This is a genomic window from uncultured Selenomonas sp. (assembly GCA_905372355.1).
Lineage (GTDB): Bacteria > Bacillota > Negativicutes > Selenomonadales > Selenomonadaceae > Selenomonas.
On sequence record CAJPOT010000002.1, the window covers coordinates 202,880 to 229,077 of the forward strand.

The 26,198-nt window shown below is 56.1% G+C and carries 22 protein-coding genes and 1 riboswitch; of the genes, 1 reads left to right on the plus strand and 21 read right to left on the minus strand.

Going from position 1 to position 26,198, the window contains the following annotated elements:
* Positions 1-89: 89 nt before the first annotated feature.
* From QZ177_RS02010 to clpB, 7 genes are all read right to left on the minus strand, one after another.
* A complete protein-coding gene (locus QZ177_RS02010; protein WP_294175354.1) occupies positions 90-767 on the minus strand; it encodes an ATP-binding cassette domain-containing protein in 678 nt (225 codons plus the stop codon).
* Complete coding sequence (locus tag QZ177_RS02015; protein WP_009646044.1) at positions 767-1,957, minus strand: ABC transporter permease; 1,191 nt, start codon at positions 1,955-1,957, stop codon at positions 767-769. Before QZ177_RS02015 ends, QZ177_RS02010 begins: the two co-directional genes overlap by 1 nt.
* A complete protein-coding gene (locus QZ177_RS02020; protein ID WP_294175355.1) occupies positions 1,954-2,367 on the minus strand; it encodes a DUF4418 family protein in 414 nt (137 codons plus the stop codon). The genes QZ177_RS02015 and QZ177_RS02020 overlap by 4 nt, the downstream gene beginning before the upstream one ends.
* Before the next feature lie 170 nt (positions 2,368-2,537).
* Entirely contained in the window at positions 2,538-3,923 is a 1,386-nt protein-coding gene (locus QZ177_RS02025; protein ID WP_294175356.1) for an HD domain-containing phosphohydrolase, read from the minus strand.
* Positions 3,924-4,019: 96 nt separating this feature from the next.
* Positions 4,020-5,192: an HD domain-containing phosphohydrolase gene (locus QZ177_RS02030; RefSeq protein ID WP_294175357.1), complete on the minus strand. Its 1,173-nt coding sequence runs from the start codon at positions 5,190-5,192 to the stop codon at positions 4,020-4,022.
* 196 nt (positions 5,193-5,388) lie between these two features.
* Positions 5,389-6,705, minus strand: coding sequence for an HD domain-containing phosphohydrolase (locus tag QZ177_RS02035; protein ID WP_294175358.1), 1,317 nt, complete (start codon positions 6,703-6,705; stop codon positions 5,389-5,391).
* Between the two features lie 176 nt (positions 6,706-6,881).
* Positions 6,882-9,455, minus strand: a complete 2,574-nt coding sequence (clpB, locus tag QZ177_RS02040; RefSeq protein WP_009646055.1) for an ATP-dependent chaperone ClpB — start codon at positions 9,453-9,455, stop codon at positions 6,882-6,884.
* A 211-nt stretch (positions 9,456-9,666) separates the two neighbouring features.
* On the opposite strand from clpB, the gene QZ177_RS02045 reads away from it, so the two are divergent.
* On the plus strand, positions 9,667-10,059 hold the full coding sequence (locus tag QZ177_RS02045; RefSeq protein ID WP_294175359.1) for a hypothetical protein: 393 nt from the start codon (positions 9,667-9,669) through the stop codon (positions 10,057-10,059).
* 120 nt (positions 10,060-10,179) lie between these two features.
* Here the strand turns inward: QZ177_RS02045 and QZ177_RS02050 are convergent, their stop codons facing one another.
* The 14 genes from QZ177_RS02050 to QZ177_RS02115 form a co-directional block, all read right to left on the minus strand.
* A complete protein-coding gene (locus QZ177_RS02050; RefSeq protein ID WP_009646039.1) occupies positions 10,180-11,178 on the minus strand; it encodes a sirohydrochlorin cobaltochelatase in 999 nt (332 codons plus the stop codon).
* Positions 11,179-11,558: 380 nt separating this feature from the next.
* Positions 11,559-11,737, minus strand: a riboswitch (cobalamin riboswitch).
* A gap of 129 nt (positions 11,738-11,866) precedes the next feature.
* Entirely contained in the window at positions 11,867-12,820 is a 954-nt protein-coding gene (locus tag QZ177_RS02055) for a serine acetyltransferase (protein WP_265071455.1), read from the minus strand.
* Between the two features lie 76 nt (positions 12,821-12,896).
* On the minus strand, positions 12,897-13,637 hold the full coding sequence (locus tag QZ177_RS02060; RefSeq protein ID WP_009646074.1) for an alpha/beta hydrolase-fold protein: 741 nt from the start codon (positions 13,635-13,637) through the stop codon (positions 12,897-12,899).
* Positions 13,638-13,749: 112 nt separating this feature from the next.
* Positions 13,750-14,139: a fluoride efflux transporter CrcB gene (crcB, locus tag QZ177_RS02065; RefSeq protein WP_009646107.1), complete on the minus strand. Its 390-nt coding sequence runs from the start codon at positions 14,137-14,139 to the stop codon at positions 13,750-13,752.
* Between the two features lie 3 nt (positions 14,140-14,142).
* On the minus strand, positions 14,143-15,489 hold the full coding sequence (locus tag QZ177_RS02070) for an MFS transporter (protein ID WP_294175360.1): 1,347 nt from the start codon (positions 15,487-15,489) through the stop codon (positions 14,143-14,145).
* A 139-nt stretch (positions 15,490-15,628) separates the two neighbouring features.
* Entirely contained in the window at positions 15,629-16,792 is a 1,164-nt protein-coding gene (nspC, locus tag QZ177_RS02075) for a carboxynorspermidine decarboxylase (RefSeq protein WP_294175373.1), read from the minus strand.
* Positions 16,792-17,991, minus strand: a complete 1,200-nt coding sequence (locus QZ177_RS02080; RefSeq protein WP_294175361.1) for a saccharopine dehydrogenase family protein — start codon at positions 17,989-17,991, stop codon at positions 16,792-16,794. Before QZ177_RS02080 ends, nspC begins: the two co-directional genes overlap by 1 nt.
* 43 nt (positions 17,992-18,034) lie before the next feature.
* Positions 18,035-18,916: an agmatinase gene (speB, locus tag QZ177_RS02085; protein WP_294175362.1), complete on the minus strand. Its 882-nt coding sequence runs from the start codon at positions 18,914-18,916 to the stop codon at positions 18,035-18,037.
* Positions 18,903-19,757, minus strand: coding sequence for a polyamine aminopropyltransferase (gene speE, locus QZ177_RS02090; RefSeq protein WP_294175363.1), 855 nt, complete (start codon positions 19,755-19,757; stop codon positions 18,903-18,905). The genes speB and speE overlap by 14 nt, the downstream gene beginning before the upstream one ends.
* Positions 19,754-21,223: an aminotransferase class I/II-fold pyridoxal phosphate-dependent enzyme gene (locus QZ177_RS02095; protein WP_294175364.1), complete on the minus strand. Its 1,470-nt coding sequence runs from the start codon at positions 21,221-21,223 to the stop codon at positions 19,754-19,756. Before QZ177_RS02095 ends, speE begins: the two co-directional genes overlap by 4 nt.
* Positions 21,224-21,264: 41 nt before the next feature.
* On the minus strand, positions 21,265-22,038 hold the full coding sequence (gene speD / locus QZ177_RS02100; protein WP_265071451.1) for an adenosylmethionine decarboxylase: 774 nt from the start codon (positions 22,036-22,038) through the stop codon (positions 21,265-21,267).
* Positions 22,039-22,196: 158 nt separating this feature from the next.
* Positions 22,197-23,066 (minus strand): Rpn family recombination-promoting nuclease/putative transposase, encoded by an 870-nt coding sequence (locus QZ177_RS02105; RefSeq protein WP_294175365.1) that lies wholly within the window; start codon positions 23,064-23,066, stop codon positions 22,197-22,199.
* Between the two features lie 225 nt (positions 23,067-23,291).
* Entirely contained in the window at positions 23,292-25,247 is a 1,956-nt protein-coding gene (gene htpG, locus QZ177_RS02110) for a molecular chaperone HtpG (RefSeq protein ID WP_294175366.1), read from the minus strand.
* Positions 25,248-25,360: 113 nt separating this feature from the next.
* The gene (locus QZ177_RS02115; protein WP_294175367.1) at positions 25,361-25,963 is read right to left on the minus strand and encodes a hypothetical protein; all 603 of its coding nucleotides are present in this window, start codon (positions 25,961-25,963) and stop codon (positions 25,361-25,363) included.
* Positions 25,964-26,198 lie beyond the last annotated feature (235 nt).

The following is a 26,198-nucleotide window of genomic DNA, read 5'->3' on the forward strand; positions in this document are numbered from 1 at the left end:
GCCGCGCCCTTCTCCCAGCTACCGCAAATCACGCGGTCAACAAAACACCCCCATTATACCCGATTTCAATCGTCAACACAAATAAAATTTTAGGATAACAATTCCAATCTTCCCGCCTCCATGCGATAGAGGCTGTCAGCGTAGTCTGCCGCCTCACGTTCGTGCGTCACGAGAAGGACTGCCTTGCCGCGCGCCGCCTCTTCGCGCAGCAGCGTGAGGACGAGGCGCGTATTCTCGTCGTCAAGATCGCCCGTCGGCTCGTCGAGCAGCAGGACGGCGCTGTCGCGCACCAGGGCGCGAGCCAGCGTCAGGCGGCGCAGCTCGCCGCCCGAAAGCTCCGTCGGATCGGCGCACCTGAGATGCGCGATGCCGAGGCGCTCCATGAGCTGCTCAGCACGCGGCTTCGCCTCTTGCGCCTCACCGTAGAGCGAGCACGGCAGCAGCACGTTCTCTTGCACCGTCAAGCTGGAAAGCGCCATGAGCGTCTGCGGCGCGAGGCCGATCTGCCGATTGCGCAGCCGGGCAAGCTCCGCCTCTTCCAGTCGGTAGATGTCCGTATCACCCAGGAGCACGCGTCCCGTGCCCGGCTCCATGAGGCCTGCCAGCATTTTCAAAAGCGTGCTCTTGCCGCTGCCCGAGCGTCCCGTGATGGCGATCAAGGCACCCGCACGCAGCGAGAAGTCCGTTTCCTCGACCGCCATGAAGAAGCCCTGCGGCGCACTCGGCCGCAGGAAATCCCGGCTGATTTTTTCTGCACGAAGTTCCATCACATATCCTCCCGCAGCGTCACATCCATGCGCCGCACCGTCCAAAGCGCCGCGAGCGCGGCGGAAAGAACAGCGGCGCAAAAAGCCCCTGCCGCCAAAAGAGCGATGCACGAAGCGTCGGGCAGAAGGTAGGGCCGCGCAAAACTGTCCTTCAAGAGTGCGGTAAAAGGCAGCAGCACGAAAGCGCCCGCAAGGACACCGCCCGCCGCGCCAAGAGAGGACACGATGAGGGCTTCGGCGAGGACGATTCGCGCGAGTACGCCTCTCCTTGCGCCGCTGATGAGGAGCACGGCGAACTCCCCGCGTCTCTCCGCGAACACCAGTCGAAAGGCGAGCGCCAGAAGCCCGATGCACAGAAGCCAGACCACGAAGAGCAGGACGCCGACCGTCCCCGTGACGCCGCCCAGTCCCGCCTCCACGCTCCGAACCATGCCGTGTGCGGGCCGCGCCGCGAGATCGGGATAGGCAGCGGAAATCGCCTGCGCCACGGCCTCAGGGCTGAAGTCGGGCGAGGTCTTGACGAGCACGGCGGAAATCGCCTGCTCGGGATCGACACCCTGAAACGATGCGAAATCCAAATCCGCCGCATTCTTCATCATGGCGCGGATCGTCTCTATATTCGCGTAGACCGCCGTATCCATGCCCGTTCCCGTCGGGCTCAGGCGACCGACGACGCGGCACGGCACATTGTAAAACTTCAGCCGCCTGTCTGCGGGCACGGAGATGCCGCTGCCGCAGAGGATGTCACCATAGCCGACGTCTCCCGCATAGCTCTCCAAAAGCCACGGCCGGATCGTGAAGTCCGTCGCCGGATCGAAGCCGATCAGCTGCACCGCTACAGAGCAGCAGCCGGCATTTGCCGACGTCAGGAAGAACTGCGGTGCGGCGCGTTCGACGCCGGGCAAGGACGCGATTTCTGCAAGGCGCGAGGCTTCCATGTAGAACTGAAGCGGCTTTCCCTGCACGAGCACGCCTTCCAGGCCGCCGTCCGCCTGCGCCGCCTTGGGCAGAACGAGAATGTCTGCGCCCAGACGCTCCTGAAAGCGATTCAGGCCGTTCTGCAAACTCAAGACGACGAGCGAACCGCCGAAGAGCGCCAAAGCGAGCAGCGCCGCCACCAGCCCCAGCGCGGCGGTGCGCGAAGGATTCCTGCGGCAGTTCCGCACGGCAAGAAAGCGCGCGAAGCTCATCGGTCAACCCCCTTCCGATAGCAATAAACATCCAGGCAGGCGAGCAAGATCAACACGACGGAAATCGCCCTGGCCGCAGGATGCATCACCGTATGGCAGCGCATCGTCTCCATCATGCAGAGATCGATCATTGTTCCCGGCAGGAGGAAAGCCAACACCGCTGCAGGAATCATCGTCAGAGCCAGCCCCATCTTGATTTGGGCGCGCGGAATCAAAGCGTGCAGCAAAGAGATGACGAAGAGCACAGCGGCAACACCCGTGAGCGCCTCACCCGCCCAGTGGCACACCATCCACTTGCCGTCCGCCTGCTGAGCGCAAGGCGCAAGGAACGTGCGCATACCGACAAGAAACGCACCGCTTGCGAGCAAGAGCAGGATGTCGGTGATCTTAAACCTCCGCTTCTTCTCCAAACAAAACTCTCCTTCCTTCTTTTGCCAAACATTTTTCCCATCATAGCAAAATAGATAATTATTTTCAAGTATATATTCCCTTAGTACACCATGTTTCTACAAAAAAAAGCTCCCGAACGGACCTATCCTTCCGTTCGGGAACGCTCCCCCATAGAGCCGTATTATCATCTTTACATGCCGCCTGCTGCTGTTTTCTCTACAGATTTCGCCTTTTTTCCCGCCTCGGAACTGGACAGAAGATATTCGACCTTGATGTTTGGCATCGTATTGAGGTCGATGAACTGTCCCTCAGACGTCTGCACGACCGGCAGGGCGTTCATGCGCGAGCCGTCGATATAGACGATCTTCGCCACCTCACCATTGGAAAGCTTGACCCAATTGCCGTTAAGGGTGCTGGAAAAGTTGCGGATGAAGACGATGCCGTACTCCGCATCCAGACGTCCCGCAATACACTCGTCTGAAATAACAGAAAAGACCTCGAACGGAGAACGTCGTTTCGCATAATAGCGGCGCGATGCCATCGCGTCGTAGGTGTCTAAGATGGCGAGAATACGTGCAAACTTGCAAATTCCGTCCTTCTTCATTCTCTGCGGATAGCCCGAACCGTCATTTCGTTCATGATGCTGCAATACAGCCTCTACGACCTGCTTATCAAGTTGCAACGAGGAACGAGAAACAATGTCATAACCTAAGCGAGCATGCTTCTGCATAAGACGGCGCTCTTCCGGCGTATAAAGTGCGATCTTCCTGAGAAAATTCGGTGCGAACGAGGTATAGCCAATATCCATGAGAAACGCCGCCAAGATCAGTCGCTGCCTTTCCTGCGCCGACATCTTGAGCCATTGCGCCATGAGTCCGGCGAGAACCGCGACGCGCATCGTATGATGCAGCTGGTATTCGCCGATCGTCTCCATATTGTAAATATGTGTGACCGCCTTCGCACTCGAAGAAAGCGGCGCGAAATTGCGCGAGATCGCCTCCGCCTCCGCCGTGTTGATGCGGCCGTTGGAACGTACTGAACTGAAAAATCCCTGTAGCTCCTCGAAGCACGCTTCATACTGCTCAAGATACGCTGCTTCAAGCACTGAAGTCTCGCGCAGCACGACACCTGACTTGGATGTAGGCCGATGATCTTCTTCCTCAGGCACAGGAGCCATCTTCTCGTGATACGCCTCTTCTGGGACTTCAGCCTGCACTTCCTTCTTCGCCTTTGCCGCCCTCTGAGCTGCCCGCTCCTCGACCGCTGCCAAAGCCTTTTTCTTTGCTTCTTCTGCAGACGCAAGCACCGCCATCGCCGCTTGCGTCTGCTCGCTCGACACCTTTGAGGCAGCGTCCAGCTCTTTCTTCACCTGTGGCGACTCGGCAACTTCGGCAGACTCATCTGCATCGGGCAGCAAAATGCGGACGAAGACTATCCCCCGCTGCTCGAGATATTCGATTCGCTGCTCATCGAGCACCGTCCCTTCGCCCAAGAGGACGGACATATCCTCAGCATATACCGTTCGCCCAATGACCATACCTGTTTTCAACTGGTCAACAGGATACTTCTTCAACATCCACTTGCACTCCCTTGCAGATCGCTGCAAATTGCGGAAGAATTTATTCTCATGCAAAAATTCCTCGGCAAATCTTCAAAGCAACAACAATAAATCTTATGCCCCCTGTACTTCATTACTCGTAAGCAAGGACACAATCTTAATATTGCCGTTCGTGTTGAGATCAAGGAACTCCCCTTCCATTGTCTGAACGACCGGCAATGCATCGAGGCGCGATTCATCGATATAGACAATCTTGCCCACACCTCCATCACTGAGCCTGACCCAACAGCCATTCAAGGCTTGTCCGATATGGCGGATGAACGAAACGCCATACTCCGTATCCAGGCGACCTTTCAAGATGTCATCAGCAAGAATTTTAAATACATCAAAAGGCGATCGCTTTCTCTTATAAACGCGGTTAGAAGCCATCGCGTCAAAGATATCCACGATAGCAAGGATGCGGGCAAAGCCGCAGATCTGTTCCTTCTTCAGTCTTGACGGGTAGCCCGATCCATCGTTTCTCTCATGATGCTGCAGTACAGCGCCGACAATCTGCTCATCCGTCCCGAGCGCAGACCGGGCAAGAAGTTCCTGCCCTAAGCGCACATGCTTCTGCATGAGCCTGCGCTCCGCATCGCTGTAATAGCCCTGGATCTCAAGGAATTCCGCCGCGATGCGCGTCGTACCAATGTCCAAGAGAAAAGCCGCCATAATGAGACGATCCCTCTCCGACGCACGCAGTTTGAGGAATTGCCCCATAAGTCCCGCAAGAATGGCAATGTGCATGCTATGGTGGAGGCGATAATCCTCTTCCGTCTCCATATTGTAAATCTGCACGATCGCCTTTGCACTTTCACACAGCGGCAAAAACTTCCGAGTCAACAACCGAGCAGTCTCCACATCAATGCGTGAGGTCGTCCTCGTGGCAGCATAGAACTTCTTCAGCAAGGCAAAAACCTCGTCATATTGCCGCACATAGGAATCATCCTGAAGTCGCTCCTTCTTCGGCGCAACCTTCACAGGCATCTTCTCATCTGCCTCGGCAGGAATCTCGCCTCGCTCCTCATCTTCCCCGAGCGACGGCGGATTTGGCGCTGAGATCGCTTCCTCCTCGTCCTCCGCCTGAATATACACGGAAAAGATGTCGTGATCGGCAAGGGAATCGAGCATCTTGGACGTGAGCACCGTTCCTTCGCCCAAAAGGACCGTCATATCGTCCTTGTATACATCCCGTCCAAGAATCATGCCTTCCCGCAGGCGGCCAATAGAACACTTCTTCAACATCATCCTGCACCCTTCCATGGCGAAACAGCCGGGTACGTCATCGAAACGTCCATGCCCGATGGTATCCGACTGCTTTTCTTTCTCCGCCCAAAAATTCCTACAATCGTCGCATTTAATTATATCATAATTCCTTCTTGAATGCTACTGTTTTCGGCAAATAGCAACGCGCGGGAAGATAGCAACGCGAGCAGAAAATTTATCAATGTGTCATCTCTTCGCTCGCGAGCATGGACTCGATGCGTATGCTGCTCAGCATATTGAGGTCGACAAAGGCGCCGTCCATCGTCTGCACGATTGGCAATGCATCGAGCCGCGATTCATCGATGTAGACGATCTTTCCCGTCTCGCCGTTCGTGAGTTTGACCCAGTTGCCGTTCAATGAATTGCAGACGTGGCGGATGAACGGCAGGCCATAAGCCGCATCGAGATGGTTTGCGACAAATTCATCGGACAACGCCGAAAAGACGTCGAAGGGCGAACGCCTCTTGGCGTAGGAGCGTCTCGAAGTCATCGCATCGTAACTGTCGAGAACGGCAAGGATGCGTGCAAAGTCACAGATCTGCTCCTTCTTTACGGCATCCGGATAGCCCGAGCCGTCATTTCGCTCATGATGCTGCAGCACCGCTCCCGCAATCTGCGCATCTGAAGCGAATGCCGAGTTCATGACGAGCGCATGACCGAGGCGCGTGTGCTTCTGCATGAGCATACGGTCCTCCTTCGTATAGCTGCCCACCTTTTTAAGAAACCCCGGTGCTATGCGTGTGGAGCCAATATCAAGAAGGAGAGCCGCCATGACGAGACGCAGCCGATCACGCTGCATCATCTTTAGCCATTGCCCCATGAGGCCTGCGAGAATGGCGACGCGCACGCTGTGATGAAGCGCGTAGTCGCCCTTCATCCTCACATTGTAAATGTGCGTCATCGCCTTGGCGCTTGAGCAAAGCGGCAGAACCTGCTGCGCGAGGATCTCCACCGCCGCCTTGTCGATGTGCCCGCTCGTGCGCGTCGTTTCGTAAAGCATCGAGAGATTGAGCCAAAGATCCTTGTACTGGCTCACATAAGCGGCCTCAAGAGAGGCGTCCTTTTGGGGGGCAATCCCCGTCTGCACGACAGAACGGACAGCCCTCCGACGAATCACAGGTTTCACGGCAACGGTGTCCGCCACCTCTCGCATGAATTCCGTCAAGGCGGCGTCCTTGTCAGGAGAAGACGCTTCAGGCATGACGTTCAGCGTGGGCAAGGGAACTCTCTCGGACTTTGCCTGCGAGCCGCCCAAGGCCGCCGCCACATCCGCCAGAGCGGTTTTCACATTGTCAACCTGATGCCCAAGGGGCACAGGCGCGATATCGTCACGTACATGAACGAAGTATACGTCGCGGCTTTCCAGCAAAGAAATCATCTGACGATCAAGAACCGTCCCCTCCGACAAAATGACCGTCATATCCTCTTCATAAATACCTCTGCCAATAACCATTCCTTCCTGCAACTGACTTACTGGATACTTTTTCAGCTTCACGATAAATTCATCCCTTCTTCGCACCTCACTAGTTTGTTTGTCCTATTATAACATCACATAGGACTAACCGCCATACTTTTTTCAAATTTTATTTTTTTCTTATCTAAGATCCATTTTCCTTCATAAAAAGCAAAAAGATGGGAGGCATCCGCCTCCCATCTTTTTTGCTTTTTTCCTCAAAGCGTCTTGAACGTGAACTCGCCGCCTTCTGCGCCGATCTCGACGACATCTCCTTCCTTCGCTTCGCCCTTGATGATCTCCTTCGACAGTGCCGTTTCCACCTTGTGCGAAATCAAGCGGCGCAGCGGACGCGCGCCGAAGTTCGGCTCGAATCCCTGATTCGCCAGCAACTCCAAGGCGTCCTCCGTCCACGAGAGCGTGATGCCCACCTGGTGCTGGAGACGCTTAGAAAGGCTCTCCAGCAGGAGCTTGGCGATCGCCTTGACCTGCTCACGCGCGAGACCCTTGAACACGACGATATCATCGACACGGTTCAAAAACTCAGGACGGAAATACTCTTTCAAAAGCTCCTTGACTGCCGTCTGCGCTTCCTCGAAGTCCTTGTTAAGAATCTCGTGCGATCCAAGGTTGCTCGTCATGATGATGACGGTGTTCTTGAAGTTCACGACGCGCCCCTTGCCATCCGTCAGGCGGCCATCGTCCAGAATCTGAAGGAGCACGTTGAACACGTCGCGATGCGCCTTCTCGATCTCGTCGAGCAAGATGACGCTGTAGGGACGACGGCGCACGGCTTCTGTGAGCTGTCCGCCCTCCTCGTAGCCGACGTAGCCCGGAGGCGCTCCGATGAGCCTCGCCACGGAATGCTTCTCCATGTACTCCGACATGTCGATGCGGATCATGCTGCGCTCATCGTCGAAAAGCGCCTCCGCCAAAGTCTTCGCCAGTTCCGTCTTGCCGACACCCGTCGGGCCGAGGAAAATGAACGAGCCGATCGGGCGGTTCGGATCTTTGATGCCCGCACGCGCCCGCAAGATTGCCTCGCTGACGACGCGCACAGCCTCGTCCTGTCCAACGACGCGCTCATGCAATACATCTTCGAGGCGCAAGAGTTTTTCGCGCTCGCCCGTGAGCATCTTCGAGACGGGGATGCCCGTCCAGCGACTCACGACTTCGGCGATGTCCTCCTCGCTGACCTCCTCCTTGAGCAGATGATCGTCCTCCGCCTTCTTCGCCAAGGCATCCTCCTCTTCCTTAAGCTGCTTCTCCAAGGTCGGCAGCTTGCCGTAGCGAAGCTCGGACAGGCGGCTCAAGTCGTAGTCGCGCTCGGCAAGTTCCATCTCGTTTTTGACCTGGTCGATCTCCTTCTTGACGGCACGCACGCGCAGGATCGCCTGCTTCTCCGCCTCCCACTTGTCCTTGAGTTCCTTTTCCTTCTTCTGCAGTTCCTCCTTCTCTTCGGTCACATGCGCGAGCTTCTCCTTCGAGGCGTCGTCCGTCTCCTTCTTCAGCGCCTGCTCAGCGATCTCAAGCTGCATGATCTTGCGCCGCGCCTCATCCAGCGGCTGCGGCATCGACTCGATTTCCGTACGCAGCTTTGCCGCTGCCTCGTCAACGAGGTCGATCGCCTTGTCGGGCAGGAACCTGTCCGAAATGTAACGGTCGGAGAGCGTCGCCGCCGCCAGGAGCGCGTTGTCGCGGATGCGCACGCCGTGATGCACTTCGTAGCGCTCCTTGATGCCGCGCAGGATCGAAATCGTGTCCTCGACCGTCGGCTCACTGACCATGACCGGCTGGAAGCGGCGCTCAAGAGCCGCATCCTTCTCGATGTACTTGCGGTACTCGCTCAAGGTCGTCGCGCCGATGCAGCGCAGTTCGCCGCGCGCGAGCATCGGCTTCAACAAATTGCCCGCGTCCATCGCACCCTCGGCTGCGCCCGCGCCGACGACCGTATGCACCTCGTCGATGAAGAGCAGGATCTGACCGTCCGACTTCGCGATCTCGTTCAAGACGGCCTTCAAGCGCTCCTCGAATTCGCCACGGAACTTTGCGCCCGCAACGAGAGAACCCATGTCGAGCGAGTAGAGTGTCTTGTTCTTCAGCGATTCAGGCACGTCACCCGCCACGATGCGACGCGCAAGCCCCTCAACGATTGCTGTCTTGCCGACGCCCGGCTCGCCAATGAGCACAGGATTGTTCTTCGTGCGGCGCGTCAGGATCTCAATCGTACGGCGAATCTCCTCATCGCGGCCGATCACGGGATCGATCTTGCCCTTCTTCGCCGCATCCGTGAGATCGCGCCCGTACTTTTCGAGCGACTTGTAGCCCTCCTCAGGATTGCCGCTCGTGACGTTCTGCTTGCGGTTCTTCTTGACGGCATTCATGACGCTGCTCTTCGTAAGCCCGAACTGGCGGCAGATCTCCTGCACCTCATTGCTGCCGTCAGCGGCAACGCCGAGCAGCAGATGTTCCGTACTGATGTAGTCGTCCTTCATGCTCTTTGCATATTCCTGCGCTCTGCCAATGACGCGCACCATGTCCATGCCCATCGTCAGACGATCCTGCCCCTTGACGCTTGGCAGTTTGCTAAGCTCCTGTTCCAGCCGCGCGCGCAGCATCGCCTGATCCGTGCCGCAGTCCTCGAAGATCGTTGCAAGCAGTCCCTCCGGCTCCTGCACGAGCGCATAGAGCAGATGCGCCGACGTGATTTCCTGCTGATAGCGCATGGCCGCCGCCTGCTGCGCCGTCTGCATCGCCGCTAAAGCTTTCTCCGTATATCTTTCTTCACCCATAATTTCTTCCTCCTATATATCAATGATGATTTCCTAAGAAAGTACAAGGCGTCTTTCACCTCGCCTCGTTATTTCTTATTATAACGCTAAAAGTCAAAAAGTCAAATATTTTTTGACCTTTTGATCAATTATTTTCGAGAGAATATAAAGTCGGTCAGACTTTATGTCGGGTACGGTTTATGGTATAGTAAGGAAGATTGGAGGAATCTATATGCTGAACACACTTCTCCTCATAGCCCTCGGCCTCCTCACCGCCCTCTTCATTCTGCAGATGCACCGCTCACTCAAGCGTTCAACGCTCGTCAACTCGCTCATCAACGAGTACATCGACCGGCCTAACGATCCTGCGCTCATCGACACGATCTATGCCTATTGCACATCGGACTGGCGGCTGCGGCGCATCATGAAAAGATACGACGGTACACGCACGGACATTGAGACGCTTTTCCAGAAGCTCCTCGTCTGGGCGAACTTCAGAAAGGGACGGCGCTTTGTCCCCATCTCTGCCTTCTTCTTTGCCGGCTCCCTCGCCTACCTGCTGCGCAACAAGGACGCCGAACCAAAGAAGCTCGCGATGCGGATGATGAATTTCTTCCACATTTAAGGGAAACCGCAAATCTCGGCCGCGCAAGACCGATAATTTCCCGTTTCCACAATTGACGCAAGAACGCCGCTCGGCAAGCCGAGCGGCGTTCTTTTATTGAAAGGAGATGTGTTAGGCTTCTTACTTGGCTTCGAGCATATCCCACGACTCATTCGCACGTTCGACAAAGAGACTGCGAATCGCCTTGTTCTCACCAAGACCATGAATGTAGGTGTTGACCTTGAAGCCAGCCTTCATGAGAACGGATTTGTGCGAATCCGGGTCATCGCCCGCCATGTCGTTGTTCGCATGATCGCCGGCGACCATCATCATCGGCATGAGCGTGACGGACTTGATGCCCTTCGCCTTAAGCTCGGGGATAATGTCCTCAAGGCTCGGCCAGCCCTCGACCGTATAGATGAACGTATTCTTGAGCTGCATCTTGTTGATGCCATCCTGAATTACGGCATAATAAGCGTTTGCCGGATGCGGCGTGCCATGCGCCATGACGAGGACGGCTTCATCGTCAGCAACCTCGGGGAACTGCGTCGAAAGCGCCTTCAGAGCAGATTCGACGTCATCGCGCTGCTTTTCCTGCCCCTGCCAGTAGATGAGCGACGTGCCGAGCGTCATCTTCTTGAAGTTGCCCTTGTACTCATTGAAGATCGCCTTGTCATAGGCATATTCCATGCCCGGAATGACATCGAGCGAGCACAGCGCAATGCGCGTATAGCCGTCCTTCTTGAGCTGCTGCAGCGCCGCCTCCGGTGTCGGAATATCGAGACCTTCCTTCGCCTTGATGCGGTCTACGATGATATGCGAAGTAAATGCCAGCTCAACCTTCACGTTCGGATGAGCCGCCTGAATCGCCTTGACCGTCGCCTCGATCGTCTTTTCGCGCGAATCCTTGAAGGTCGTGCCAAAGCTCATGACGAGGATGGCGTCCTTGTTCGGGAGATTCTGCATCTTGGGGTTTTCATACTTCAAGACGCCGATTTCCGACGCCTCAAGGAGAGCCGGCGTCGCATCCTTGACTTCGGGATTCAGCATGTAGGAAGCGTCGGCGGAGGGTGCGCTCAAAGCGAAAACAGCGCCGCACGCGAGCGACATGGCTAGCATTTTCTTGAAATTCTTCTTCATTCAATATCTCTCCTTTGAATCTTGAAAAATAAGGCTTCAGGAAACGCCCCCCGAAGGATGTTCCCTAGAAGAATTATGGCAGACCTCGCGCTCGATGTCAAGGCATAGAGACGTAAAGCCAGTCTTTGAAAAAGGAAGCTCCGTGTCTCCACACACGGAGCTGCTGCAGAGCAGCAAAAGAGAACTGGATCGGAAATAATATATGAGCAATGCTTTCCCCTGTAGCCCAAGCCGCAGGGAAAACTCTCCGCCGAAATTGATCCCCTTTGCCCGCGAAGGGGAAGGGGTTTCGGAGGGGAGGCACTACAAAAGAAAACCCGGCCTTCAGCCGGGATTCATTGCGTTGCGCAATAATCCCCTTCCCCATCACTCGCAGGTCAAACGGTGATTGTCAGCTAGGCAGTTCTCCTGGCTCCAGGTCATCGCTCCTCTGCGCCTTCCCAAGGAAAACTCCCCAGTGACATCATGCAGATTCGCTCGCTGTTACAGTGGCGGGACCGCTCCGGCATTGACCGGATTCCCTATTAAGTCTTGCGACACCTAACCCAATCGATATGAAGTTTTTATGTTCTCATGAACTTCATGTATTATGGTAGCACTATGCGCGTCCCTTGTCAACACCTTTTATGAAAAATATCCATAAAGCCTTCATGCGAGAGGGTCGCAGCACATGCCGCCCTCTCGCCGCTCATATCACATAAAACCACGGAGCTTCTCCCTCGAAATCGACCTGTTCCAATTCGTCGCGTGACTTGTCGTAGCGCAGTTCCTGATTCTTCACGCTGATCTGTGTGCCCGGCGCGACGGACTTCGTGATGAAGGCGTTGCCGCCGATGATTGCCCCCCTGCCGATGACGGTCTTGCCGCCGAGGATCGAGGCGCCCGAATAGATCGTCACATGATCCTCGATCGTCGGGTGGCGCTTCTTGTCCTTCAGGGAGCGGCCGCCCTTTGTCGAGAGCGCCCCCAAGGTCACGCCCTGATATATCTTCACATGCTCGCCGATCTCTGTCGTCTCGCCGATGACGACGCCCGTCGCATGATCGATGAAGAAGCTCCTGCCGATCGTCGCGCCCGGATGGATGTCGACGCCCGTGCGGCTGTGCGCGTGCTCCGACATGATGCGCGGGATCACGGGCACGCCGAGCACATGAAGCTCATGCGCGAGGCGATGCACGCAGATCGCGTAAAGACCCGGATAGGAGTAGATGATCTCGGCCTCGCTCGACGCTGCGGGATCGCCCTCGAACGTCGCATGAACGTCCAGTTCGATGTAGGAGCGAATCTTCGGTATGGCACGAAAGAAGGCGAGCGTGATCTCCTGCGCACGATCAGCAATGACCTCTTCCGACTGCATAGACGCACATTTGCACGGCAAGGCGATGGCAATCTGCTTATTCAGCAGATAAGCCACATCTTCCATGACCATCGTCATATTATTCTCGACGCTGTAGACACGGTAGTGCTCGTCCTTGAAGTAGCCGGGAAAGACGATGCGCACGAGCTTGTCGAGGATGTCGATGACCGACTTCTTGTCGGGACGACAGAACACGTCCATCTTGTCGATGATGCGATCCGTCTTGTAGTCGGCGAGGATGTCGCCGATGACGCCGTGCAAATTTTCCGCTATGATGTCCGCCATTTCTTCACTTCTCTTTCTTTCAGAAAATGCGGCGCATTGCCGCTGTTTCTCTCTTCCCTACGAACAAAGTCTTCCTTCACCTGCCGAGCACGTAGGGCAGGAAGTACATGAGCTGCTTTTTCCACCATTCCCAGCCATAGTCGACGTCCGCCCCCCAGAAGTCAACCCATGCATTTATGCCCCTCTCGTGCAGCACGGAGCGCAGGAGATCCGTCGTGCGACGCGGCTCGTCAAGCCCCTCTCCTTGCCCCGTGCAGAAGACCATCTTCCTCTCGTTGTAAAGCTCGATATAGGGATGTTCGTTCGCCATATTGGGCAGGAAGTCGAGCGGTGAATTGTCGTAGAGCTGTGCATTGAGCCAACCACCGAAAAATGTCTTGGCATCGTAGGAACCGGCAAGCGAGATGAGTCCCGTAAAAAGATCGGGGCGACGCAGGAAGAGGATCGCCGCGTGAGCGCCGCCGAAGCCGCAACCGACGGAGACGGGAAGACGCGTCCAATCACTCAGCGAGCGCACAAAGGGCACGACTTCTTCGGCAACATATTCATAATAAGCCTCCTGCCGATTGGCACGCCACTCACGATCATCCGCACTGAACCAGCTCTCGGAGTCAATCGTATCGACCGTCACGAGCCGGATCATGCGCCCGTCGAGCCAGCGTGCGAGCGTTTCTGTCACGCCCGCCGCTTCATAGGCATCGGAAAGCATCTCTCGCGGCGGGAAGGCGAGCACGGGCGTGCCGTCTGCCCCATACGTTCGGACAGTCATTTCTTTCTGCAGCCGCTCGCTGTACCAGCGATCCACTCTCGTTTCCATATACATCCCCTCCCCATTGTTCCCTAATCATAACTATACTATACAACGTCTGTCGTGACAAGAAGAAACGGCTGCCGCAAAAATTTGCAGCAGCCGTTTCTATTTTTCTCGCCTACAGTGCAGCGCGCACGAGCAAGAGTCCCGCCCATGCCGCCGCCACACCGAAGGCGACGTTCGCCAGTACATTCCAGAGCGCTGAAAGCGCATTCGCGCCCTGCAGCAAGGTCAACGTCTCCATGCTGAAGGACGAGAACGTCGTGAAGCCGCCGAGGAAACCGACGGCGAGCAGAAAGCGCAGGTTCTCAGGCAAAAGCGCGCCGCGCGGCAAAAACGGCAAAACGCCGATAAGAAGCCCCATAAGGAAACTGCCCAACACGTTGACAAAGAGCGTGCCGTAAGGAAATGCCGCCCCGAAGCGCACGGCGAAAAACGAGGTCGCCAAATAGCGGCAGACAGCGCCGAGGCCGCCGCCAAGAAAGACAAAGATATACTGTGCTCCCATCGCTTACGCTCCGTGCGCTTCGCGGACATCGGAGAGATCTTCGAGCGTCTTCTGCTTACTTTCCTTGCCGCAGGCGATGACGACGATCGAGATCAGCACGAATACGGACGCGAACAGAGCGAAGATCGTCCCAATGCCGACGGAGCCGGCGAGCAGCACGCCGACGAGCATCGGCGCGATCATGCCGCCGATGCGTCCAAAGCCCGCCGCCCAGCCGCTGCCGAGCGCGCGCATCGCCGTCGGGTACTGCTCGGGCGTGTAGGTGTAGATGACGCCCCATGCGCCGAGGTTGAAGAAGCTCATGCCAGCGCCCCAGGCGAGAAGCGCCGACGACGATTCGGCAGCGCCGAAGAAGTAGCTGCAAACGCCCGACAAGAGCAGAAATGCGGACAATGTATACTTGCGTCCGATGACCTCGACGAGCCACGCGGCAGCAAGATAGCCGGGCAGCTGCGCAAGCGTCATCATCAGCACATACTCGAAGGTCTTGACGACGGCGAAACCCTGCGCGTAGACGAGCGACGGCAGCCACATGAAGATGCCGTAGTAGCTGAAGACGATGCCGAACCACGTCAGCCAAAGCATCGCCGTGCGCAGACGGAAGCCCTTTTGCCACAGCGCGGCAAATCCCGTCTCTCTGCCGCTCTCCCGCGGCAATAGTTCATCTGCCGTAAACGGACGATTCGCAAGACCGAGCTTTTCCTCCAGATGGCAGACGATTTCCTTCGCCTCCTCGACGCGCCCCTTCGCGAGCAGGTAGCGAACGGATTCGGGCAGGTGCAGGCGGATGAGGAACACATAGAGTGCAGGCAGAGCGCCGAGGAGGAACGCGAGCTTCCAACCGAACGTCGGAATGAAGAGATACGAGATGCAGGCGGCGACGAGCCAGCCGACGCCCCAGAAGCTCTCAAGAAGGACGATGAAGCGTCCGCGCAGCCGCGTCGGCGCATATTCGGTCATGAGCGTGACGGCGACAGGCAGTTCGCCGCCGAGACCGAAGCCGACGAGGAAACGGAAGACGAGCAGCGATTCATAGCTCCAAGCCAGGGCGCAAAGCCCCGTCGATACACTGTAGAGCAGAACCGTCACAGTGAAGACCTTCTTGCGCCCCCAGCGATCGGCAAGCGAGCCCGCCACGACCGCCCCGAGCGCCATGCCGATGAGTCCCACGGAGCCGATCCATCCCGCCTGCGCGGGACTCAGCCCCCAATCCTTGACCAAGAGCGGCAGGACAAAGGCGATCAGACCCGTATCCATCGCATCAAAGAGCCATCCCAGACCCGTGACGAGGAGCATCTTGTAGTGAAAAGAGCCAATGGGCAATTCTTCCAAACGACGCAGCATAAACATCCACTTCCTTTGAAAATAAAATCATATCTTCTCCGCCCTGAACAAAGGCGTCGCCCTTTATTATACCACCTATGCACCGCAGGTCAAGTCTTTCCTACAGGACGCAAAGAAGCGCCATCGCGAACGACGGCGCTTCTTCCTAGGACAGGCGCATCTTGAAATCCTCGTAGCCGAAGCGGTGCACGACCTGCCATGCGCCCGTTTCATCGACGGCGACGATCGCGGGCAGCGGCATACCGTTGAAGGTGTTGTTCTTCACCATCGTATAGATCGCCATGTCGCCGAAGACGATGCGACGGGAGGCAGCAAGCGGCGCATCGAACGAGTATGTGCCGATCGTGTCGCCTGCAAGGCACGTCGGCCCCGCAAAGGTATAGGCGAAGGGCTTCTCCCCTGCCTCGCCCGCACCCAGAACGGGCGGGCGGTACGGCATCTCGATAACATCGGGCATGTGACATGCCGCCGACGTGTCGAGGATGGCGACAGGCGTATCGTTTTCAACGATTTCCAGTACCTCGGCGACGAGGAATCCCGCATCGAGCGCGATCGCCTCGCCCGGCTCGATATAGACCTTGAGTCCGTATTTCGTTTGCATACGCATAATGCACCGTTTCAGCAGGTCGATGTCGTAGCCCTCGCGCGTGATATGGTGTCCGCCGCCAAAGTTGATCCACTCCATCTGCGGCAGCCATGCGCCGAACTTCTCCTCGACGGCTTCGAGCGTCTCCGCCAGCGGCTCCGCCCCCTGCTCGCAAAGCGTATGAAAGTGCAGCCCCGTCAGCCCTTCCATCTTGTCGGGGCGAAAATCGCCGCACTTGACGCCGAGACGCGAGCCTGCCGAGCATGGGTCATAGATCGCGTGCTCCTGCGTCGAATGCTCGGGATTGATGCGAAGGCCGCACGCGCAGCCGTGCTTCAAGGCAAACTCACCGTACTTTTCCCACTGGGCGAAGGAGTTGAATACGATGTGGTCGGCGATCTTGACGATCTCCGCCATGTCCTCAGCTTTGAACGCCGGCGAAAAGACGTGGTTCTCCTTGCCCGGCATTTCTTCGTATGCAAGACGCGCCTCAAAGAGACCGCTCGCCGCCGCTCCTGCAAGGTATTCGGCGATGAGCGGATAGAAGCGGAACATCGAAAACGCCTTCTGTGCCAGAAGTACATATGCGCCCGTCTCCTGCTGCAAGTCGCGCAGGACGGCGAGATTCCTGCGCAGAAGCTCCTCCATGACGACGTAGGAGGGCGTCGGCACGGCATGGAAAATTTCTGCGTACTTCTCGAATTTCCCGAAAGTCTCGCCCATCAATCGACAAGCTCCGGCGTGAAGCTCTCCTGCCACGGCAAACCCCAGAGATTCAGCGCATCCATGAACGGATCGGGATCGAACTGCTCGATGTTATAGACGCCCGCGCCCTTCCATGTGCCGTTCATCACGAGCATCGCGCCGATCATCGCAGGCACGCCCGTCGTGTAGGAAACCGCCTGCGAGCCGACTTCCTTGTAGCACGCTTCGTGATCGCAGACATTGTAGAGATAGTACGTCTTTTCCTTGCCGTCTTTCTTGCCGCGGAAGATGCAGCCAATGTTCGTCTTGCCCTTCGTCCTCGGGCCAAGGCTCGCGGGATCGGGCAGAACTGCCTTGAGGAACTGCAGCGGAATGATCTTCTTGCCCTCGAACTCAATCGGCTCGATCGAAGTCATGCCGACATTTTCCAGGCACTTGAGGTGGCGCAGGTAGCTCTCGCCGAACGTCATGAAGAAGCGGATGCGGCGAATGCCGGGGATATTGATCGCGAGCGACTCCAGCTCCTCGTGATGCAAGAGGTACATATCCTTCTCGCCGACCTCGGGGAAGTTGTAGACGCGCTTGATCTCCATCGGCTCCGTCTCGACCCACTTGCCGTTTTCCCAATAGCTTCCCTTCGCCGAAACCTCGCGGATGTTGATCTCGGGGTTGAAGTTCGTCGCAAACGGATAGCCGTGATCGCCCGCGTTGCAGTCAAGAATGTCGATGTAGTTGATCTCGTCGAAGTGATGCTTCAAGGCGTAAGCGGAAAAGACGCCCGTGACGCCCGGGTCGAATCCCGAGCCGAGCAGCGCCGTGATGCCGGCTTCCTTGAAGCGGTCATTGTACTCCCACTGCCATTTGTATTCAAACTTCGCCGTGTCCTCTGGCTCGTAGTTCGCCGTATCGACGTAGTGCGTCTTCGTCGCAAGGCATGCGTCCATGATCGTCAGATCTTGGTACGGCAATGCGAGATTCAAGACGACATCAGGCTTCTCTCGCTCGATCAGGGAGATGAGCTCGTCCGTCTTGTCCGCATCCACCTGCGCCGTCGTGATTTTCGTCTTGCCGCCCGCGAGCTTTTCCTTCAATGCGTCGCACTTCGCCTTCGTGCGGCTCGCAATGCAGATTTCCTCAAAGGCGTCGCTGTTCTGGCAGCACTTGTGCACGGCGACGCTTGCGACGCCGCCCGCGCCGATGATCAAAGCCTTTCCCATGATTTTCCTCCTGTCGTCAACTCAAGGGCGTTCGCCGCCCGCATCAAACTATCTCTGCACCGCGAATCGCCGGTTCTTCCCAAGCGAGAAGCATCTCTCTGAGGAGCTTCAAGGCCACCGCCGTCGATGCGCCGCTCGCATCGTAGTGCGGCGACAGTTCGACCATGTCGCAGCCGACGATGCGGTCGAGCCGCAGCGTCTTTCGGAGCGCACGAAGAAGATCGAGGAAGCTCACACCGCCCGGCTCGGGCGTGCCCGTACCGGGAAAAACACTCGGATCGAGCACATCGAGATCGAGCGTCAGGTACACGGGCTTTCCCATGAGTTCAGCAAGACTCCATTCAAGCCCCGTGAAATCAAAGCGCTGCAAATGTGTGTGCTCCTTCGCCCAGAGGAACTCCGCGCGCTCGCCGCTCCGTATGCCAAACTGATAAATGCGCCCGTCACCCAGGATGTCCCAGGCGCGGCGCATGATCGTTGCGTGCGAGAGCTTCGCGCCCAAGTAATCATCGCGCAAGTCCGTATGTGCATCGAAATGTACGATATGGAGGTCTTCGTAGCATTCGGCGAGCGCACGCACGACGGGAAGCGTCACGAGATGCTCGCCGCCGATCATGAAGGGCTTCTTGCCATCGGCGAGCAGGTTCCGCGCAAAGTCCTCGATCTGCCCTAAAGCGCGAGCCGTATCACCAAAGCAAAGCTCCAAGTCGCCGCCGTCAAAGACGCGCGCCTCCTCCATATCAAGGTCGAAATATGGGCTGTACGTCTCCAGCCCATACGACTCGGCACGCATCGTGCGACTCGCAAAGCGCGTGCCCGGGCGAAACGACGTCGTCGAATCGAAAGGTGCGCCGAAGAGCACGATGCGCGACTCTTCGTATGAAGTCTCGCAGCCAAGAAAAGTTTCTACATTATCTTTCAACATCGCGCAGCATCTCCTCCACATAGGTCGGCAAGGCGAAAGCGCCGATATGCAGCTTCGTATTGTAGTAGCGCGTCTTGATGCCGAGCCGCTTCCAACGCTGCCAATCAACACCCTCGATGGGCGCACGCTTCTTCGACGCGAAGCCGAAGAGCCAGTGCCCCGACGGATACGTCGGGATATGCGCCTGATAGACGCGGCTGATGGGGAACGACTCGACGATGCGCTTGTGCGCACGCTGCATGGCATAGGCGTCGTCCTTGTAAAACGGGCTTTCGTGCTGATTGACCATGATGCCGTCCTCGTGCAGAGCTTTGAAGCAGTTACCGTAGAACTCCTTCGTAAAAAGCCCCTCGCCCGGCCCGAAAGGATCGGTCGAATCCACGAGGATCAAATCGTATTCGTCCTCGGGCTGACGGATGAAACGCAGTCCGTCCTCGAAAAAGAAACGAATGCGCGGATCTGCAAGGCACGCCGCTGTCTGCGGCAAGTGCTCGCGGCATGCCTCGACGACCATCTCGTCGATCTCCACGAGGTCGATGCGCTCGACGCTCTTGTAGCGCAGAAGCTCGCGCACCGTGCCGCCGTCGCCACCGCCGATGACGAGAATGCGCTTCGCCTCGGGATTGACGCACATCGGCACATGCACGATCATCTCATGGTAGATGAACTCATCCTTCTCCGTCAGCATCATGTAGCCGTCAATCGTCAGAAAGCGCCCGAATTCCGGCGATTCGAAGATATCGATGCGCTGGAATTCGCTCCTGCCCGAGTAGATTTGCCGATCGACCTTGATGGAAAAACCCGCATCCTTTGTGTGCTTCTCCGTAAACCAAAGATTCATGCCTCAGTCTCCTTCATCACGTTGAGCCGTCGGATTTCCATATCCTCAGGCCCCGTCAGCGAGCAGCCCTTCTTCTTCGCGTAGCGGATATAATCGAGGATGTCCGCCGTCACAAGCTCGCCCGGTGCGAGGATCGGAATGCCCGGCGGATAGCACATGACAAATTCGCCCGCGACGCGTCCCGCCGTCTCGGCGATGGGAAGCGCCTCCTTCTCAGCGTAGAACGCCTCCTGCGGGCCGCAGACGACCTTCGGGCTGATGTACTCGACCTCCAGCATGTTTTTCGGCGGCTTCTTATAGTTGCGCCGAATTTCGGCGAGCGCGGATACGAGACGCTCAATGTCCTTGGGGCGGTCGCCGATCGAGACGTAGGCGAGGAGGTTCGCCATGTCGCCGAACTCCGTCTGAATGTCGTACTCGTCGCGCAAGAGATCATAGACCTCGATGCCCGCAAGTCCCAGAGAGCGCGTGAAGATCGAAAGTTTTGTGACATCGAAATCGAAGACGGCGTCGCCATCGGCAAGTTCCTTCGCATAGGCATAGTAATCGCCGATGGCGTTGATCTCAGAACGCGCATATTCGACGTGACGGATGACCTTATCGATCGTCTCGCGCCCACGAATCGCAAGGTTGCGCCGCGAGATATCGAGGCTTACCATAAGGAGGTACGACGCACTCGTCGTCTGTGTGAGATTGATGATCTGATGCACATAGCCCTCGTGCACGCGCTCGCCGATCAAAAGGAGCGAGCTTTGCGTCAGAGAGCCGCCCGACTTGTGCATGCTCACCGACGCCATGTCCGCCCCCGCCGCCATGGCGGAAACGGGCAAATGATCGTGGAAGTAGAAGTGCGTGCCGTGCGCCTCATCGGCGAGGAGCAGCATGCCGTGCGCATGAGCGAGATCGGCGATGGCGCGGATGTTCGAGCATATCCCGTAATACGTCGGATTGTTGACGAAGATCGCCCTCGCGTCCGGATTCTCCTCGATCGCACGCTCGACATCGGCGAGCCTCATGCCGAGCGCGATGCCGAGCCGCCGATCCATCTGTGGATTCACATAGACAGGAACAGCGCCCGAGAGGATCATCGCGTTGATGACGCTTCGATGCACATTGCGCGGCAGGATGATCTTCTCGCCGCGCTTCGCCGCCGTCAGAATCATCGTCTGCACCGAACTCGTTGTGCCGCCGACCATGAAGAATGCGTGTGCCGCACCGAACGCCCGCGCCGCCAACTCCTCCGCCTCGCGAATCACCGATACGGGATGGCAAAGGTTGTCGAGCATCTTCATCGAATTGACGTCGACGGAAAGGCACTTCTCGCCAAGAAAGTCCACAAGCTCCGCGTTGCCGCGTCCGCGCTTGTGCCCCGGCACGTCAAAAGGCACGACGCGCCTGCTCTTGAAGCGCTCCAGAGCTTCAAGAACAGGCGCCCTGTCCTGCGTATAGTAGTCGAATGCTTCCAATCCTTCTTTTTCCTCCCAAAGAGCAAAGCGCGAAGCCTCGCTCAGAATACATTGCTGCCGCTGTAGATCTCAATCATCTCGCGCCGCAGGCTGTTGCTGATCGCGAGCCGCGTCTTCGGCGGTATCTCGTAAATATCCGTATTGAAGAGGTAATTCTGCAGCTCGATTTCCTTGATGAGCATGCGCGTGTGGAAAATATTCGCCTGATAGACATTGATGTCCATGGCGTCGTACGTCGCCAAAGTCTCCGACTTGATATACTCTTGAATCGACGACATCTTATCGTCCATGAAGAGCTTCTTTCCCGTCACATCTCGCGTGAAGCCGCGCACGCGGTAATCCATCGTGATGATGTCCGAATCGAACTTGCCAATGAGGTAGTCGAGCGTCTTCAAAGGCGTGATCTCGCCGCACGTCGCCACGTCGATGTCGACGCGAAACGTCGCGATGCTCGTCTCGGGATGGAACTCGGGGTATGTATGCACGGTCACATGACTCTTGTCGAGGTGCGCGACGATCTCGTCATTCATCAGCGGCTTCTTGTGCCCTGCTGCATCCTCTTCCGAAATGAGGAAGGTCACGCTCGCGCCCTGCGGATCGTAATCCTGCTTCGAGATGCTCAAGACATGTGCGCCGATCATCTCTGTCACGCGCATGAGGATCTTCGTCAATCGCTCTGAGTTGTACTGCGAGTCAATATATTTGATGTAGTCCTGCTGCTCACGCTGCGATTTCGCGTAGCAAATATCGTAGATATTAAAGCTCAAAGACTTCGTCAGATTATTGAACCCGTATAACTTCAGCTTTCCTTCCAACCCGAACGTCCCATCCTTCCCTTGGCTGACAAGAAAAGGCAGACAACGAGCTATCGCTGCGTCACCTGCCGTTCATTTTCGTTTTTGCTAGCTCTGCCTTATTATAATGGAAATTTCGTGCTTTGACAAGACTTCATCACTGCAAGCTGGAGGACAACTCACCCTTTGACGAGCGCTGCGTATTTGGCACGTTCCGCCGCAGGAATCTGCAAAATATCCATCGCCTTTTCCATGGAAAAGTTCAATTTCTCCATCATGCTGCGAATAGAAAGCGCCATCCCTTCGGCTTTTCCTTCGGCTTTTCCTTCGGCTTTTCCTTCAGCCTTGCCCTTGGCAAGACCCTGACGTTCCCCTTCCCTGAAACCCTCTTTCCTTTCCTCCATCATTTTCATCGCGAAAGTCACGTAACTCACCCTCTCTTCGTTCTCTTTCTTGATTCGCCGAATTTCCTCGTCAATTTCCTTTACAAGAGGATTGTCGCATACGATACCGTTCACATAATCGAGAAACGCTTTGACTCCTTCATCCACATCATTCAGCGTACCCTTAGCATTTAAGAAAATTTTTATTGCTCCATCAGAAAGCTCAAGCTTCTTATCCTCCACGCATAGATTGCGAAAAGTGTAGATATGCCGCCCCTTGCTGAAAGGATCAAAAGGACAGATAAAAATGATAACGGTTTTATTCAAGTCGTCATAGTCCGCACCTGCCGCCAAGAGATCGGCATCAATCATTGACTGGTAGTAGCGCGTACGCTTGAAAAGACTTTCCCCTTCAAGCATACGAACCTGCATTTCGATGTTGTATACTGTATTAGCATCGTCGCGCACATAGACATCCATGCGAACACCCTTGCCTTGATAGCGTGCGCCCATGGATTTTTCTGTTTCCAGATAATGGATGTCCTTGATTTCCACACGGAGAATTCCTTGCAGCAAGTTCAGGCATATCCGTTTGACGCCCATGATGAGTTTGAACATGTAATCATCTTGAATCGTCAAGTCTTCCCACGGCTTGATGCGGTACATCTTCCTCACTTCCTTATTTGTATTATACTACATTTTGCCGCATTCCGCCAAGAATTGCTGCAGCAACAACCTGCATACAATGTCCAAAAAACTAACGGTTGCACGTGCAGCTCACTCGATTCTTCACATAGAAAAATCCCCAAGAAAATTGGACTTCTCGGGGATTTTCATTTTTATATAAGCGACTGCTTCACTCGCATCCGTCACTTATCACACCATTTTTCCTCACTTCGCCATAAGCTTCGCAAGCTTATTCGCAAAGTCCACGGGATTTTCGGGCAAGATGCCTTCGATGATCAAAGCCTGCGTGTAGAGGAGGTCGCAGTAGTCCTTGAAGTCCTCCGTGTCCTTGCCCGCTTCGTGCAAGGCCTGCAGGCGCGTGAAGATCTCATGGTGCGGGTTGATCTCAAGGATGCGGCGCGCCTTGAACATCGGGTTGTCCATCTCGGAGAACGTGTGCTCCATCGAGAGACTTGGCCCCATCGCGTCCGCCACGAGGCAAACGGCGCTCGACTTGAGACGCGAGGTCAGCTTAACTTCTGCCACGCGGTCGCCCAAGGCTTCCTTGACGTCCTTCAGAAGATCGTCGTTCTTCTTCTGGATGTCCTCCGTCTCCTTCTTCGCCTCCTGCGACTCGGCGTCGTCAAGGTCGAGGTCGCCGCGGCTGATCGAGTGGAACTTCTTGCCCTCGTATTCGCGCAGCGTCTCAATCGTGAACTCGTCGACGGGGTCGGTCAGGTAGAGGACTTCGATGCCCTTCTCGCGCAACAGTTCCATCTGCGGCAATTTCTCGATCGTCGCCTTGTCCGTGCCCGTCGCATAGTAGATTTCCTTCTGGCTCTCGGGCATGCGCGAAACATATTCCTTGAGCGTTGCGAGCTTGCCTTCTTTCGAGCTAAGGAAGAGCAGCAAGTCCTTGAGCTTGTCAGCCGTGTTCTCGCCGCTGTAGATGCTGTTGTAAATGCCGATCTTCAGCGACTTGCCGAATTCCGCCCAGAACTTTTCGTACTTCTCGCGTTCGTTCTTCAGCGTGCGCTCCAACGTCTTCAGGATGTTCTTTTCAAGATTCCTGCCTATGGTCTTGAGCTCGCGGCTCTGCTGCAGAAGCTCGCGCGAGATGTTGAGCGAGAGGTCGGGGGAGTCAACTAGCCCCTTCATGAAGCGCAGGTAGTCGGGCAGGAGATCCTTGCACTTGTCCATGATGAAGACGTGGCGCGAGTAGAGCTGCACGCCAGGCTCGAAGTCTGTATGATAAAGGTTGAAGGGTGCATGTGCCGGAATGAAGAGTAGCGCCGTGTACTCGACCGCGCCTTCCGCCTTCGTGTGGAAGATCTCCATCGGGTCTTCCCACTCGTGGAATTGATTCTTCAAGAACTCGTTGTATTCCTCGGGCTTGATATCGCTCTTGTTCTTCGTCCACAGCGGCGTCATGGAATTGAGCGTGCGCACCTCCGTGCGCTTCGTCTTCTCCGCGCCTTCGATGGGCTTGCCATCCTCGTCTTTCGGCGTCTCCTCGATCTCGAAGCTCATCTTGATCGGGTAGCGCACATAGTCCGAATATTTCTTGACGAGACCTTCGAGCTTGTACTTGTCGAGGAAGTTCTCCTCCGTTTCCGCACCGTAGTATTCCTTGGCGAGCGTGATGACGATCGTCGTGCCGTGCTTCTCCTTCGCGCACTCCTCGATGCTGTAGGTGCCGTCGCCCGTCGATTCCCAGCGTATGCCCTGCTTTTCGCCCGCCTTGCGCGTGAGGATCGTGACCTTCTCGGCGACCATGAAGGCCGAGTAGAAGCCCACGCCAAACTGGCCGATCAGTTCCTTCTCGTCGAGTGTTCCGTTCTCTTCCTTCGTGCGCTGCAGCTGCTCCAAGAACGCCTTCGTGCCCGACTTCGCAATCGTGCCGACGTTCTCGACGACTTCCTCCGCCGTCATGCCGATGCCGTTGTCCGAAATGGAAAGCGTATGCGACGCCTCGTCCGGCACGAGGAAGATCTCCGCACTCTCATCGCCCTCTCGCAATGCGCTGTCCGTCAAGGCAGCGAAATGCAGCTTGTCGAGCGCATCCGACGCGTTGGAAATAAGCTCCCGCAAAAAGATCTCGTGATTCGTATAGATGGAATGAATCATCAAGTCGAGAAGCTGCTTCGTTTCTGCCTGAAATTCATGCTGTACTTTTGCCATGAAAAAATCTCCTTTACATGAAAATGCACGGGCGGCAAACTGCGCTATGCGCCGTTCATCCCGTGCATTATCATACTACATAAAGGTCAAAAAGTCAATATCCTCCGCACAAATTACAAATCTTGGAGCGTCGAGATGCCCGCACGGAATTCCGAAACATTTTTCGCCGTGATTTCTGGGTTGTCGATCAGCTCGATCTTGAAGGCGCGCCCCTTTTCCGAGCGCAGGAAGACGACTGCCATCTGCGTGTCCGCCGTCGCTTCGGTGTCGAGCTCTCCATCGCCGTCCGTATCAACCATGATGGTCTTCGCAGTCACGGCGAAGACACCCTTCGTCTTTGCCGTGACCGGTATGATATCGACGACAGCGTAAGCGCTGTTTTCCTTCAACTGTGTCAGAAGAAGCGCCTCATCCTTCTGTGAGAGCTTCGTGAGATCAGGCAGATCCCCCTTGGCGAAGCCGTCGGGGATGATGATCCAAGCCTTGTTGATCTTGTAGCCATCGTTGGCAAAGACGAGCACGCTGCCCTTCTCATCCTCATTCAGCACACTTGCGGGCAGAACGCCAAGCGGCTTCGTCGGACACATGATACTGTAGCCTTCCTCCTTGTTCGTATAGGTGTAAGGCTCCGCGCCCGCTGTCTGCGGCATCACTGCTGTCACTGCGAACATCGCACAAAAGGCGAGGGCTACAGCAAAAATCTTCTTCAGCTTCATAAAAAATCTCCTTTCCCAACTCCCAAAATATCGGCAGAACGACATCTTGCTGTTCATGCCATCATACAACGAAAAATCTAGAGCCTCCTTACATTTGCTTAAATAATCAGCGATAAAGGCTGAAACTTGTCTAAAAGGCTGTGTGACAAAATTGTGTTCCATTCAATGTGAATCATCTAGGGAAGCGCTGATAAAATGAGGTCGCCCAGATTTGCACAGATGCGCTGTATCTATC